At 59.0% G+C, this 15,128-nt stretch carries 12 protein-coding genes and 2 pseudogenes; 13 read left to right on the plus strand and 1 reads right to left on the minus strand.

What is annotated here, in order from left to right; translation table 11 throughout:
* From C438_RS05090 to C438_RS05135, 10 genes and pseudogenes are all read left to right on the plus strand, one after another.
* Nucleotides 1-1,062, plus strand: a complete 1,062-nt coding sequence (locus tag C438_RS05090; RefSeq protein ID WP_004968222.1) for a hypothetical protein — start codon at nt 1-3, stop codon at nt 1,060-1,062.
* 2 nt (nt 1,063-1,064) lie between these two features.
* A complete protein-coding gene (locus tag C438_RS05095) occupies nt 1,065-2,186 on the plus strand; it encodes a hypothetical protein (protein ID WP_004968223.1) in 1,122 nt (373 codons plus the stop codon).
* Entirely contained in the window at nt 2,179-4,383 is a 2,205-nt protein-coding gene (locus C438_RS05100) for a VirB4 family type IV secretion system protein (RefSeq protein ID WP_004968224.1), read from the plus strand. Before C438_RS05095 ends, C438_RS05100 begins: the two co-directional genes overlap by 8 nt.
* Nucleotides 4,376-8,215, plus strand: coding sequence for an ATP-binding protein (locus tag C438_RS05105; RefSeq protein ID WP_004968225.1), 3,840 nt, complete (start codon nt 4,376-4,378; stop codon nt 8,213-8,215). The genes C438_RS05100 and C438_RS05105 overlap by 8 nt, the downstream gene beginning before the upstream one ends.
* Entirely contained in the window at nt 8,212-9,096 is an 885-nt protein-coding gene (locus C438_RS05110; RefSeq protein WP_004968226.1) for a hypothetical protein, read from the plus strand. The genes C438_RS05105 and C438_RS05110 overlap by 4 nt, the downstream gene beginning before the upstream one ends.
* Nucleotides 9,093-10,604 carry a primase-associated protein gene (locus tag C438_RS05115; protein ID WP_004968227.1) on the plus strand — a complete coding sequence of 504 codons (1,512 nt, stop codon included), beginning with the start codon at nt 9,093-9,095 and terminating at the stop codon, nt 10,602-10,604. Before C438_RS05110 ends, C438_RS05115 begins: the two co-directional genes overlap by 4 nt.
* A gap of 546 nt (nt 10,605-11,150) precedes the next feature.
* Nucleotides 11,151-11,576 (plus strand): hypothetical protein, encoded by a 426-nt coding sequence (locus C438_RS19030; protein WP_083899963.1) that lies wholly within the window; start codon nt 11,151-11,153, stop codon nt 11,574-11,576.
* A 125-nt stretch (nt 11,577-11,701) separates the two neighbouring features.
* Nucleotides 11,702-11,992 (plus strand): hypothetical protein, encoded by a 291-nt coding sequence (locus C438_RS19850; protein WP_193363625.1) that lies wholly within the window; start codon nt 11,702-11,704, stop codon nt 11,990-11,992.
* Between the two features lie 50 nt (nt 11,993-12,042).
* Nucleotides 12,043-12,636 carry a DUF7437 domain-containing protein gene (locus C438_RS05130; protein WP_004968230.1) on the plus strand — a complete coding sequence of 198 codons (594 nt, stop codon included), beginning with the start codon at nt 12,043-12,045 and terminating at the stop codon, nt 12,634-12,636.
* Nucleotides 12,633-13,140: pseudogene (locus C438_RS05135) on the plus strand (hypothetical protein). The gene C438_RS05130 and the pseudogene C438_RS05135 overlap by 4 nt, the downstream one beginning before the upstream one ends.
* Nucleotides 13,141-13,142: 2 nt before the next feature.
* Here C438_RS05135 and C438_RS20255 read toward each other — a convergent pair.
* A pseudogene (locus C438_RS20255) lies at nt 13,143-13,398 on the minus strand (MarR family transcriptional regulator).
* Nucleotides 13,399-13,516: 118 nt separating this feature from the next.
* Here C438_RS20255 and C438_RS05140 point away from each other — a divergent pair.
* The 3 genes from C438_RS05140 to C438_RS05150 all read left to right on the plus strand — a co-directional run bounded on the left by C438_RS05140 (nt 13,517) and on the right by C438_RS05150 (nt 15,098).
* The gene (locus tag C438_RS05140) at nt 13,517-13,777 is read left to right on the plus strand and encodes a hypothetical protein (protein ID WP_004968234.1); all 261 of its coding nucleotides are present in this window, start codon (nt 13,517-13,519) and stop codon (nt 13,775-13,777) included.
* Nucleotides 13,778-14,160: 383 nt separating this feature from the next.
* Entirely contained in the window at nt 14,161-14,529 is a 369-nt protein-coding gene (locus C438_RS05145) for a hypothetical protein (RefSeq protein WP_004968236.1), read from the plus strand.
* Complete coding sequence (locus C438_RS05150) at nt 14,526-15,098, plus strand: hypothetical protein (protein WP_004968237.1); 573 nt, start codon at nt 14,526-14,528, stop codon at nt 15,096-15,098. Before C438_RS05145 ends, C438_RS05150 begins: the two co-directional genes overlap by 4 nt.
* Nucleotides 15,099-15,128: the final 30 nt, after the last annotated feature.

Consider the following 15,128-nt stretch of genomic DNA (forward strand, 5'->3'; position numbering starts at 1 on the left):
ATGGTTGATCTCATTGACGTCGTATTAGAGGGTTTCAAAGACATTGTTGGTTGGATTATTGGTCTCTTCATGGACGCCCTGTCAACGGGGTACAACACTCTTTCCGAGGAGATGTTTGGGACCCCGACACCCGAGACAGATGGTGTATTCATTTTTGGAGAACCAGCCAGTGAGCCGTGGTTGACTATTCGAGATGCACTCGTTGGTGGTGAGATAATGCTCATTGCATTGTTATTGCTCGTCATCTGTGTTCAAGCACGGCACGCTATCCGAATATTCAATGTTGGTAGTGCCTACGAGGCCAGAAAAACGAAGAAAACTGCATGGGTTGGTGCATCTTTGATTGTTGTCTGGTATTGGGTTGGTGTCCTTTCGCTTTACCTTATTGACGGGTTTGCTCTCGCCTTACTCCCAACTATGGATTCGATTCGAAATGCTATGTTAGGTTTCCTTGGTGTAACGATATCTAACCCTGCTCTCTCTCTGGTGTTTGCGCTAATTGGTGGGCTCTCTATGTGGGCTCTAGAAGCACTATTCTACATCCGGAAGATCCTGGTCTATGTCTATCTCTACGGGATGCCGGTTGCAATTGCACTCGGGTACGGAAATGTGTCTGTCGTCTCTGACGTTGCAATGGGGTTCTGCAAGAGGTTCGTCCCTCTCGCTGTCCTCCCTTTGCCTGCTGCAGTCGTTTTCAAGGGTTATGACCTGATCTACGGTGGCGGAACAATGGTCCCACAGACCGACTTCCTGAAGTTCTTAGTTGCTACCTCGCTCCCGCTGGTTGCTCTCTACATTACGTGGAAGACGTTCACGTACGCGACACCCCTCACCGCGAAGGTGATCGGCGGTGCAACGCGAGGCGCAGCCCTGGTCGGCGGCGTTGCAGCCGGCGCGTACCTTGGCGGCGCTGGCGTCGCAACGACGGCCGCCCGGTGGGGACCGAAAGCCGCCGCCGGCCAAGCCCTCGCCCAGCGAGCAGCCGCACAGCGTGACTCGACTGATGACAGCGACGGACTGCCGTCGTACCGGCGGACCGAAAACGAACCCCGAACCCGCTAACAATGTCGACAGATCAAGACACAGCCGCTCGGCGTATCATGGACCAGTTCGGCGAAGCGAGTCGCATCCCCTACCTCAACATCGAAGAGGGCGACGTCGGCATCCTCATCGCTCTCCCCATCTGTGGGTTGCTCCTCGCCGGCCTCACGGGCATCGAATCACTCGCCGTCCCGCTTATCGCAAGCGGCCTCGGGATGGGTGCGGCCATCGTCTACGTCACCCCCGACCATCTGAACGCATGGACGTGGACGAAAGACGTCTATCGCTACGCCAAACGGCCCCGGATTACGGTGAGTGCGCCGGAACACTCGGAGAGCCAATCGAATGAGACCGTGCGCAACGAGGGCGGACTCGCGAACTACACGCCATTCACGCCAGACGAGCGAACCCAAGACCTCACGAATATCGAGCGAGCGTGGCCCGGAGCCGGCGCGATTCAGCGGACTGACGGCGCGATGGAGGCGTTCATCGAAATCGACCCGGGGAACATGGACTTCGCGATGGCCGACGACTGGGCCCAACTCCAGGACGCAGGCACCGAGTTCGCCAACAAAGAACTCGACTCGAAGCTCAAATTCCACGCAACAACCCGGTCATTCCCGGTCGAACAGATCACCGAGACGATCGAGGAGCGACTCACCGACGAAGACGTCACACAGAACCCAATCTTCCGGGAACTCCTCGAGGAGTATCGGGAGACGCGGCCCAAAGAGATGCGTGACCGCGGCATTCAGCAAGTTCGGTACTACATCGGCGTAGAAGTCTCGCCACTCGAAGTCTACGACCGATACCGTGACGAGGGAACGCCGGCTGAAAAGCTGACGCAGTTCCCCGTGGTCGGCATTCTGTTCAACCCCTTTGTCACGCGGCGCGCGGACCTCTCTGACGTGGAACGCCGCGCCCAGATGTTCGAGAAACTGGACGACCGTATCGCAGATGTCCGCTCTGAGTTTATCCAGCAGGCATCCGGCTGGTCTGCCCACCGACTCAGCACGGTCGAATTGTTCGTCCTGAACATGGACTTCTGGAACGGCGAAGAACACGACTTCGAGACCGAAGCCGACGTAATTCGCGAACAGCCGATTCTCGGTCGCTCACGCCGGGAGGAGGCGTTCGATGCGTAACCTCCCGTTGCAGGCGAGTCGTGATATTCTCACGCAGCTCAGCCGGTGGGCTCAACAGCCAACCTCCCCCGAAGGTGCAGCACTCTATCTGGGGACTATCGTGGTGCTCGGCGTTAGTGGAGCAGCTCTCTGGCAACGATATCGCACCGACGATGAGCCGGAAGTCGACTTTTCGGACGTCCTCGACGAAGAGACGCTTGAAGCGGGCGACGCAGAAGGCCAACTTCTCGACGATATCTCGGAGTCACACAAGACGGCGACGGCCCCAGCAGCGATTGAATGGGATACTCGTGCAGCTCGCGTCGGTGAGCAATGGACGACGACGCTGTACATCGCTGATTACGCCGACTACCCGAATGACGGCTACTTGAGTGACCTCTTCGAGTTGACCGACGTCGAGTTCGACCTGACGGCGCACATCACGCCGAAGAACCAGAAACGCGCACGAAACGAACTACAGGATATCGCGGACGACCTGCAGGTTGACGCCGATTTAGAACAGAGCGTCCGGAGTGAGTACCTCCAAGAGCGAGCCAACGAGGCAGTGGCGACGTACAAGGCCGTCGAGAGTGGTGCGAGTGTGTTCGACCAAGGGCTATTCGTCACCGTCCGCGCCGACGACACGGACAACCTCCGGGATGCTGTCAGAGCAGTCAAAAGTGCGCTCCGTGACGAACCGGCGAATCTCACGCCGAAGACGGCTATCTGCCGGCAGGACCTCGCACTCCAGTCCGCCGCGCCAATTGGCGACAACGTCTTCGGCCGGGAGTCGATTGCCCTCGGCGGTGCTGTTGGTTCCCTCTTAGCGTCGCCACACAACGCGACGATTCTCGAAGAAGGCGGCGTCGAGTTCGGAATTCACAAGGACAACCAGAGTCCGGTCGTCATCGACCCGTTTGCCCGCGATAACGGCTATGCGATGTTTACTGTCGGCGACACGGGCTCTGGCAAATCGTTCGGTGCGAAGGAGAACTTCATCCGGTCGATCGAACAGAGCAAGGACCGCATCGGGATCATTCTCGAACCGCTCAACAACTGGGCGGGCGTCTCCGAAGCGCTCGACGCCAAGCGCATTACCGTCGGTGGGACGCTCGGGTTGAATCCGCTCGAAATCCGCCAGACGCCCGAACACGTCCAGCGGGCGATGGGTGAGGACGCGAGTCCGTTCAACGAGAAACTCGACGACGCGATGAGCTTCCTGACGAATTTCTTCGCTCTCCGCGGCATCTCACTTGGCGACCGCCGAACGACGCTCGAACTCGGGCTCAGACACGCCTACGAGCGTCATGGCATTACTGATGATATCACGACCCACGGCAACCCGAGCCCGACGATTCGAGAGATGCTGGATGTCTTCGAAGAGATGGTCGGCGACCCCGAGTCGTTCGTGGTTCGGTCGGATGCGGAAGCCGAGAAAATCAGCGACGATGCAACGTGGTTGATCGATCAACTGCGGCCCTTTGAAGAAGCGGGCCGCTACGCGAACCTCGGGAAGGAATCGGAGTTCGACATCCGTGACGAGAAAGTCATCTATCTCGACCTCGCCCAGCAAGAGGGGAGCGTCGACAGCAGTACGGCGCTGACGATGCAGTTGCTCATCTCGCTCGTCTACGAGCGAGCGAAAGAGACGGACAAAGAGGTCGTGTTCGTCATCGATGAAGCGCGGTACATCATGCAGGACGCCGCGAGTCTAGCGTTCCTCGAAACGGTGTTCCGACACCATCGCCACCACGATCTCTCGATTCGACTCGTTACCCAGACCGTCGACGAATTCTTCGAACACGCTGAAAGTGAGGCTATCCTCGACCAGTGTGCCGTTAAGCAGTTCCATCGCTTGGATGGGATGGACAAGGAATGGGCCGACGAGTTCGGCTTGAATCACGCCCAGATGCGGTATGTGCAAGACGCGGTGCCCGGGAATGAAGACGCTGGTTTCTCCGAGGCACTCGTCGGCGTCGACGGCGAGTGGCGTGGTATCAGAGTCGAAGCGATGCCCAAGGAAACGGAGGTCATCGACTTCGATCCGACCGAGCAGCGCCGGGCGTCGCTGCCCGGTGCTGGTGAGACAGCGGTCTCACCCGAGATTGAGACCTTTCGGACGGAGTTAGCGCAGCAAGCAAACGGAGAGTCACAAGACATGCAGACTGATTCAACAGCAACTGACACCGACCAGCTTGGAGGTACCGACGATGCCTGAGCGTGAGTATCTTCGCGTGACGCCGACCTCGGAGGAACTCACGGCTCGTGGTATCCCGCAGACGCTCGAGAGTCTCCACAAACTGATCCCTGACAGTTCGGGGCTGTGGTCGAAACTCAACCCGTTTACATCCGCGACCCCACCGTGCTTCGAGTTCCTCGCACTCAGTACCGGACAAGACGCGCCGGTTGAGTTCTACTATGGTGCTGACGACTATCTTGGGACACTCGAAGAGCGACTTCGGTCGATCTATCCGAAGACGTTCGACATCGAGCGTGTCGAGGTGGACGTCGCGTCGAAGTTGATTCACCCAGTTGCCTTGTCTCACGAGGAGTTCGTTGAGCGCTACCAGCAGGGTGACCTGCAATATGAGTTTACCGACGATGAACAGTATTCGGCTGCAGATGTCGACGTGGACGTGACGCCTGACGCCGGCGAAAGCACCGTATACGAGTCTGAGGGTTCACCGACGGACGTTGCCGACGAGATTGGCGGCAGAACGGCGGACGGACTGGTGTCGATTGGAGAGACAGTTGTCGAACTCGAAACGACTGACTCCCTCGCTGACGAGGTTTCGCCCACGTCGGTCGAGAAGCCAACAGTAGCCGCAGACGGGACAATTCTCGCCCGCCTCGCGGCCGACACCGTCTCACCACAAGGCGTGCGGTGGTGTGGGTCGGCAGTTCGAAAGCAAGACTGGATGTCGTCGTTGACACCGCTGACTGCGACGCCCGACGAAAGTACGTTGCCGGCGGTCGACGAACCGGGAGCTGTGCTTGCGTCGCTGATCGACCATCTGAACGATGCACGCGAACCGCTCGCGTTCCAAGTCGTGTTTCAGCGCCGGGAGAGCTGGCAAGCGGATGCGGAACTCCGCAAAGAGGACTTGAATGATGGACGGGATACGCTGTCGCAGAAGATCCTTGGCGACCTACTTGACCCCGAACTAGAGTACGAACGTCGAACTCGTGACGAGTTGAGTGACATCGTCGTCAAGCGACTTGATGCGATTGATGCGGTCAATCCCAAGCGCTCGTACACGACGAATATCCGGGCGATTGGCGTGCCAACGAGCGAGGCTGGCCGCGACGCCCTTGATGACCGCCTGTCGTCACTCGCGCCGGTCTTTGACCCACTCGACGGCCCGTTCTACGAGATCGAAGCGACGCGACTTCGAGACCGTGGCTTCCGACAATCGAAGAAAGAACAAAACGCGCGAGCAGCGCTCCAGCGACTCCTCTCGCGAGAGGTAACGACTGGACGTGGTAAGACCCGGCCGGAGCTGGTTCTCTGTGGGGCCGAGCTTGCGAACTTCATCTTGGTGCCGTCCTCGGACCAACTGACGGTCGAAGGAACGCGAGGGACGCGTGCTGAACAGCAGAGTCGTGATCCGCTTCCGTGGCCCAATCCCGACTTAGTCCAGCAGTTCCGGGAGGGGATGGCCATCGGGTATGCACTCGATGAAAACGGCTCGCCGCAACAGCGTCCGATTCGGATTCCGCCGAAGCTCCTGACGACACACTACGGTCGGTTCGCCTCAACTGGAAGCGGGAAGTCGAAAGCAATCATCAACGATGCGCTGTCGCTCCGTGAGACGACCGGCGGCCCCGTCGTCATCGTTGACCCGAAGGGCGACGGGATGTGCGCCAACTATCTTCGGAGTCATTACGAGCGCTTCAACGGGCTGGGCGATGTCTACCAGTTCCGCGTCCCCGAGACGATTCCCGCGTTTTCCTTTTTCGATATTCGGCCGGCACTCGACGCTGGACGGAATCGGGCGGACGCGATTCAGGACAAGGTCGACCACTTCCACGATATCATGCGGATGATCATGGGCCGCGAGCAGTACGGGCAGGCGTTCGTCGCAAACGAGATTCTCAGCTACCTCATCAAAGCGCTGTTCGACGAGGAGTACGGCAGCGACGTCTTCGGGTTGGATGACCTCTTTGCGGCCGCCCTCGAGATGCAGCGGGAGCGAACTGTGCCACCGGTTTCGGCGGACAATCGGAGCGTCGAGGAGTCGCTCACGCGGCACTTCGCGAAGGATGACCACCAGTTCCAAGTGTCGATGGACGCTGTCGGGAACCGCCTCGATAAACTCAGAGAAGACGCCCACCTGCGACGGATCTTCAGCCACGTTCCGGAACGGGACGACAACGGCGAATACGTTGACAACCGATTCGACTTCCGTGAATTCCTCGACGAAGACGTCACGATCCTGGTCGACTTAGGCGACCTCCGCCCGGAGGCACAGCGAGCGATCACACTTCTCCTGTTGAGTAATCTCTGGGACGCGGTGCAGGTGCGTCGCCGTGACGGGAACACGGACTACGAGAACCTTACCAACCTCATCATCGAGGAGGCCGCTCCTGTTGCAGCAACGAAACTCGTCTCCGAGCAGTTGCTTCCACAGGGACGGTCGTTCGGTCTGAGCATGGGACTGGTAATGCAGTTCCCCGGGCAGGTTCGAAACCGCAACGAACGCGCCTACGACGAGGTTCTCAACAACATCAAGACGAAGCTCATCGGGAACATCTCGATTGAGCATGACCTCGCTGAATCGCTGGCCCACGAAGACCTGAGTCCGACTGACCTCCGAAATCGGATTAACACGCTCCCCAGCGGAGAGTGGATCGCCCAACTCCCGAGTCCATCATTCGGGGAGACCGGCCCAGCCCCGTTTTCGGTGAAGCCGCTCCCGATCGCGGCCGGTCATCCAGAGAGCGACGAGCCGTTGTCTGTCGAACAGGCGGACCATTTTGAGACTGTCGCTCTCCCACGACTGTCGGAGCGAACACAGGCTCAGTATGGGCTTGCTGAGACTCCCATCGAACCGGAGACAGCCGAAGATGAGGGCTGGGGGAGTAGACCAAACGATAAACAGCCGGCACCAGCTGATTCGGCTAACTCGGTGGACTCGCCGCAGTCGTCGTTCATCGGACAAGCAACCAGTGGTTCAGCAAGCGACGAAGAGAAGAAAGAGAACGGCGCTGACACCACCACCTCCCTGTTTGCGAATGCCGGAATGGCTGAGTCGGACAAACCAGCCGATGAAGAAGAGAAGGCTGCTGTCGACGAAAGTGGGTCGTCACCAGTCCAGTCTGGTGGTGTACCCGTCCCGGATGACGAGCTCCAGCGCCGTGGGCTTACTCATGATGATGTTCGGTTCTTGGCTCGCGTCTTGGACGTGATGAACAGAGATGCACCAAATCACACGCTCCTGAATCATATGAGTGCGTTCAAGAGCGATTTTGGGAATCTGGACGTACAACGACTTGCCGAGCAAAACCTGCTGGAAGAAGGGCGAGCCTGTAGTCGGAAATACTATACTGTCCTCCCGGCAGGGCGTGAACTCCTCGGTCAGAAGCTTAAGGTCGGTCCTGGTCAGGGGGACATCGGTGAGAAGACACCGCACAAGGTCGGTGTGAAGCTGCTCGAACGGTGGTTAGACTCCCGCGACGACGTCGCACAGGTCAAGCCGTACTACGAATACGATGAGGAGACGGTGTTCGACGTCGCCGGCTTCGACGCTGACGGGGAACTCGTGTGGGTCGGTGAAGCCGAACTCCAGAGTAACAACAAACACGCACCGGTTGACGACTATGACAAGCAGAGTGCGGTGGATGCGAACGCTGTCTGGGCGTTCAACAGGCGCGAGACAGCCGTTGAGGTGTTGGACTGTCTCGCAGAAGCCGACCGGATAGAGCATAGCGTAGGTGGGCGCGCCGCGCGTCGGTTCTCGGATATTCGGGAAGCCGTTGAATCGCTAACCGCAGAAGGGATGACGACGATTCGGAGCTTCAACAAGCTTGACGAGGAGTTCAATTCATGAGTTGGCGCCACGCAACCCGCGAGGAGATCTACAGGTACTACACGGAGGAGTTTCCCTCGTATGTCGACGAACTCCCGTCGTTCATCACCGCGAAGGGGCCGAAACAGTACGCACTCGCGTTTCGAGAACCACACCCGGTACGGAAAGACGGAATCCCAGACAAGGACTTCATCCGCCGGGACACATGGCAGACGAACGTCTCAGGTGACCGAACCACGGCAGCGTTCCACGATTTCGACGACGTCCTCGAGTTCATCCGCCATCCAGCACGGAACGATCCACTTGGGCGGAGCGACTTCGAACTCGTCGATCCTGATCTACTCGACAAACCAGACCCGCGTCCTGATGCGGTCTACTACGCCCTCGATCATTGGGAACGACCGTGGGTGCTCCTCATCGATATCGACGCGAAAACGATAGCCCGAGAGCGAGCAGCACAAGCTGTCTCGGATGAGGGTCCTACGGAAGACAGCGAAGAACTGCTCGATTCCGCGGGTATTCTCGACGCAGACCCGGCAGGCTACCCGTATGCCTTCGATGATATCGATCAGGCCATCGAGTACGGTTTCGAGGTGCGAGACATCTTCGAGGACGACTTCAACGCTGAGGAGACGATGGTAGTGTACAGCGGTCAGGGCGTTCATGTCTACCTTCTCGATACCGACCTTTCCCATCGATATGACGCCAAGAGCCGGGAAGTGCTGAACGACCTTCTGCAAGACACCTACGAGGTTCCCATCGACCCAGTGGTTACCGCCGACCGTCGCCGGGTTGCTCGGCTCCCCTACTCGTTGCATACTGACGTCTGTCGTATCGTCACGCCGATCGAGAGCCCGAACTTCGACGTTCGGTCTGCGAGACCGGAGGTGCTCAGGGAATGACTCAGTCAACACCTGTTGAGGACGAGCGGGCCGCCTATCGCGTTGCGACGCTTCCGCCCGAATATGGTACGACGCGAATCAACCAACTGTTCACCCGGGGCTACAATCGCTATATCGTCGACGGCGAAGAGCAACCAGGTGATCTACTGACCGACCTCGAACGGTTTGGGACGGCGGCATTCAAAGAAGATGTCAGAGCCAACGCCGCAGAGAAACCCTTCGTCGATAAACCTGGAATACTCGCTGTCCTCGCGACGTTGAGTGCTATCTGCGTTAAGGCGCACCCGAAGTTCGAGCACGCCCCGCCACGGAAGATACAGGTCCTCTACGATATTCGCGAACTCTACGTCAACAATCTCGCCTCCCTCCTTCGAGAATTCGGTGATGGGAGTCTCCAACAGGATATCGCAGAGGTGCTATACGCAAAAGACCCCGGAGAGGACGGACCACACCCCGGTCGCGTTTGTACGGGGATCAAAGAGATGCCCAAGTTCGGTGACAGGTTGTATCTCGAAATCCCGATGGCCGCAGCATCGAGGAAGTGCCTCGTTCATGCCGAAACTGAGACCGGAGAAGCCGGGGAGTTGCTCACTCGCGTCGAAAACAACTGCCTCTATGTGCCCGTCGGTGATTTCGACACAAAGTATCGCGAGTACGCCAGACGTGCGTTCAAGAAGCTCCTGCGAGTCCAGGAGGAGAATCTCTCTGAAGACCAGCTGACGTGGTTAACAACGAATGAGTCGGCCATCACAGAGCGTATCGACCGCTTCATCGAGACGGGACACCACGAACGAATCTGGCGAGATTGGAACCCCGGTGAACGGACCATCCGTGTGCTCAGAGACGCGATTCGAGACGCTCCAGACGAGGTCGTCTCACTGGGGGAGTCCCACTCGGCGAAGGAGTTGTTTGAAGCAGTGGAATCCTACGACCCGGAAGCGGACTGGAAGCGAGACGTGTGTAATCGCATCTCGAGTCCTCGGAGTCTCGGAAACCTTCTCGCATCCCAGCGCGACCACCGGTGCCTGACCATTCGAGAGCACGGAAATACGAACCACTATCGGGTTCAGGGGTCTTCGCGTGGCGTCCAGTCCATCGACGTCGAGACAATCGAGGACCTGTTCGAACTCCCCTGTATGGCCAATATGGCCGAGCGCCTCCACGAGAAGAAGCCAGTCCGAAAGGACCTGTACAACTTCGCCCGGATGGTGATGTGGCTGCCACAGTATCAGGACAGCGACCTTGAGACGATTGTTGCAGACCTCAAGGGCGTCTTCTCGCGTTGGCCTTGGTACGACGAACAGGTCACCGACTACCAGATACGCTACGAGTTCTCGAACACCATTGGAGGCGACACCCCGGTTCCGATGAACTGTGACAACGACGATATGCAGCGGTACTGCATCGGACAAGAGCAGTGTCCATACTCGATCTGGGGAAGTCTCCCCTTCCTAGACGAGATGTATGACCAACTAAGTGGAACGGAGGGTAACGGAAACGAGTTCTAACGCAGACGGATAATTATCAGCTATATTACTATTCTCGGCGGACAGCGATGTGACGGAGATTGAAAACCCGTCATGCACTTTTCAGGCTTTCAGTCGACCAATTTGGACAGGAATGGGTACCGTGCTGGAAGGATAGTCTCGCAACTCATCAGTTGGGGTCGGTCAGTTCTGCTAGGGCTTGATTCTAATTTGACTCCAATCCTCTCGAATACGGGGCTTTCAACACCTCGTCAAGCACAATCTCGCTGAATCACCATCTTTCGGAACCCGTCGAGGACATTAGTAACGCCTGAAAACTGCCCGACGGGCCTCTTGCTAAATCTAAGGCCGTTTCAACTCTCTCTGCACCTCCAAAATCATCCAAAGGAAGGCTAGGGTACACGGGTGCAAACGCCGCTGGCTCTCTCCGGCCGAAGGGCCATCAAACGACGACAGTCTCTAGCCGATATATCAGAAACCACTCATTAGATGAGGGTGCGATCCGCGGTGGAGTTTGTCACCCCGAGAGGGGCGAGGGGGGCTGTCGTAGGCCCCCACTCAACAACCATGTCTTCCGACTACGAGCAACAGCGATCACGACTTCATAGCGAGTACACTGAACAACCGAGCGACGAACCGTGGACAGATCTCGACCTGGCGCACCCTCACAACAGAAGTCCGACTGGCATCGTCTCATTTGTTGAGTGCGTACTCGTCGAACTTACCTACGAAGACGTCGGAGCCGAGTTCGTCTCGACGAGCGTAGCGGGCGTGAAGCGGACACAGTTCATCGCCGTCGACGACGTCGGCCAGCGGTTCCAGAAGCGGTATTTCGACGACCGTCTCGGCTGGGACGAAACAATAGTCAGCCGTGGAGCGGTTCGTGAGGAGTTGGTCAACCGACTCACACAGCGGTCGTCGTTGAATCGAACCAGTGAGACGCCGAACACTGACCCAGATACGTTCCGCGTGAGGCCCGTTCATCAGTTCTGATCCCCCCACGAGTTAACCAACACAGAATCGCAGTCTCCCGCAGTGTTGGTTAACGACGTGGCAGCGGAGTAGTTTGTCCGCGCCTGAGAGGCCGAGGCGCGTCAATACGCGCCGACGTGATTCCCATGCCCGGTACAGACGCACTCGACGATGCATCAGCCGACCACGAATGGTTTGAAGCGGAACTCGTCGCACAGGATCAAGATGCTGCCCGCGTCGCAGTAGCGGATATCAACGACAGGAGAGCCCATTCTCTGGTCAATGACCTCGTCGACGACGACGTCGTCACTCCCATCCCCGACGAACGCGTTCTCGTCCACGAGCCAAGCGACGAGGCATTCGACTCGATTCTCCAACTCGCGGTCTTCCATCGAGGCTGGACCACCGCTCGCGACACCGACGAGGGAGGAGAGTGACCCAAAACACTCTTTACTGATTCGCTGTAAACTGTAATCAAGAACGGCCCATGTCACGCACCTCAAATCGCGCCGACGGCGACATCGTCCGCGACTTCCTCTCGGTCGCGGACTTGCTGGAGGAGCCACAGCTAGCTCAGCTGTACGCGTATCTCGCCCAGGAGGGGGAGGCGACCGTCCAGGACGTGATGGAGGACCTCAACCTCGCCCAGGGGACGGCCTACAGCTACGTGAACCGGCTCGTCGACACCGGCGTCGTCGAAGTTACACAGGACGAGCAGCCCCGGCAGTACGCCGCCCGCGCAATCGACCTGACCGTGACGACGACTGCCGGCGACCGCGAGTACACGATCACGCCGGCGCTGATCGACGCCGTCGGCCGCCGCGAGACGGACGCCGACATCGACACCTACATCGACCGTCACGGGGTCGCTGGCCTCGCAACGGCGCTCACCTACGCGGTCGCCCGCGAACGCGGCGAGGTGACCCACCGGCTGATGGCGGAGGACCTCGACATCTCGCCGCTGGCCGCGGAGATGATTCTGCAAGCGCTCCGGCCCGTCGTCCACGAGCACTACGATATCGAGGGGGCTGGGGCAGGACTCGGTGAGTTGGACATCGGCGACGGCACTGACGACACGTGAGCCGGCTCCACATCGCCGACACCGGCCTGTTCGTCGCGATGGGCCAGCCCTCGAACAGCCGATACCAGGCTGTTCGGCGATTCGCCCGCCGAAACGACATCACCTTCGTCCTGCCCGAACGGGTGTACGAGGAGCTGACCCTCGACGACCCCAACATCGAAGCCCCGCCTGTCAACGACGCAATCGACGAGGGGTGGGCGACGGTTGCGGCGCCGCTTGAGTTCTCCGAGCCGATCGTCTCGCGGGCCATGGACGGCGTCCAGCGGTACATCGCGAACGCAGACGACTGTCCTGCTGACAGAGGTTGAACGGGCGGACCCCGCCCTCGCTGCGCTAACTGCCCAGCATCTCAGTGCGGGACCGCGACTGGCGTGTACATCTACACGACCGATATCGCGGCTGGGGAGGGCGCTGAAACCGTACTCGGGAGAGGGGTACAGTGACTCGGTGACGTTCGTGAACGGCTCCCGATTCATCGAGGACTTGGTCGCCGTCAACAGCTAATGCTATTCGGGAGCAAGGTCACGGGCGTCGAGCTCGCCGGCGAGATACTCTCCACCCTCTCGTGTGATGTCGTAGACGCCGTTTCTGAGGCGGACGAGGTGTCCATAGGTAACGAGGGTCTTGCACCGAGCGTTGATGGCGAGAAAAGCGCACACGGTTGCTGTCCACCATTTCCTTCGGGGTGTCGGGGCCGTCGTCAGCAAGATGCTTCAGAATGCGGTCATCGGCGCGAGACACCCAGTCGGCGTCAAAGCGCAGAATCGCTTCTGGTTGCGCCGACGCGATCCCGAACGCGCTATCCAATGTGGAAACGTATCGCTTCTGTGGGTGACTCCTAACGTTTTAAACGCTAGCCAGATTCATAGTAAGTGTACAGATGCAATCCCCACCAACAGGCAGTTCAGGTGGATCAAGCGACCTCCTCGTTGAAATCGTCGAGACACTGGAGGCATGTGGACTCGATGACGACGCCTATCAACTCCACGAGTACGTCGACCCCGGTGCGCTCGAACAGTTGATCGCTTCCGTCGATGAGATCATCGCTGTTCAGTTTACTGTCGAGGGGATTCCGCTCGGTGTCTCACCGGACGGTGTTGACGTCATCATCGAGGACGAATCGCAGTCCGTCGGCGAATAACGACTTGCGGTTCCGAGACAGGGATCGTTCCTAAAAGCCCTCGGCCGCTCGACGCCCCACGACCACGTGAGACTGCGTCTCGCTTGTTCCCGTTCGCTTCGTCGCCGGCGCAGAGCGCCGGCTTCCAGCGGGACCGAAGGTCACGCACGGCTCACGAGGACGCCGCTGCGCGCCTCACCCCTGCGGTGCCCTCCGGTTCCGCCTGAGGACTAGCGAGCGCTTCGCTCTCACGTCGCTTGCGGACCCCAGCGAGCATTTCGTTCGTGAAACCGTGTCGCAGTAACCGTTGCCCAGCCCGTTCAAACGGTGTTCCCCTACCGATGTGCAAGTTCTGCACATCCGACGAAACCGTTATGGGTCCATGTGCAGAATTTGCACATAGAATGAGCGCGAGTGACAAACCCCGACGGGTCCACTTCCAATCCCCGGAGTACCTCGTTGAGCGTCTCGACGCGATTGCGGCACTCTTCGACAAGGACCGGACAGACCTCCTCGTCGAAGCGATCCGCGAGTACATCGAAGACACTGCCGACAGCGAAACGTTCCAAGAACTTGTGGCAACGAAGTACTACGACGACCAGCTTGAGTTCGAGACGGTCAAGCAGTTGGTCGGCGCTGAAACCGCCCAACGGCTCCGCCTGCTCAAGGCAGACCTCGAGGGCGAGCCATTCGATCTCGTTGCGCCCACTGACGTCGACATCTACGGCGACGACGCGACGACGGTCGAGACTGGTGACGGCGACGAGCGATGAGCAGGCTGCGACTGCGGACAGTCGTCGCCGACACGAGTGCGCTGGTCAGTCTCGCCGTCCCACGAGCCGACGCAGCCTACAACACCGACACGGCTCCGGATCCCCTCCAGTATCTGCTCACCTCGTGTGATGTGTTCGTGCCGCCAGAAGTCGTTGCAGAGCTCCGTGACATCACGCAGTATCAGGACATCCACGCCGCGGCTGCCAACAACGTCCTCGCCGCTCGCACCCACTACACAGTCGAGGATCCGTACGAACGCGACGATACGCCGGATGCCCGGCCAACGTTCGGCCTCGACGACGGCGAAACCGACGGCATCGTTCTCGCGAACGCGCTCGACGTCGACGGGTTTCTCACTGACGAGTTCGGTGGGACGAACTTCCCACTGATTCACGCCGTGCTGCAGGGCCCGCGGATCGTCCCGACGCCGCGGCTCCTCGTAGATTACGCTCGAAACGGGCATATGAGCCACGAGGAAGCTGGAACGCTGATCACGACGATCAGCCCGCATCGGAGCTGGGAGAACAGCCCCTACGTCACGCAATTGCTCCAACGCCTTGACGTGTAGCCGGTCTCCAAGTGGGGACACCGAACACCC

It is taken from the genome of Haloferax denitrificans ATCC 35960 (assembly GCF_000337795.1).
Classification (GTDB): domain Archaea; phylum Halobacteriota; class Halobacteria; order Halobacteriales; family Haloferacaceae; genus Haloferax; species Haloferax denitrificans.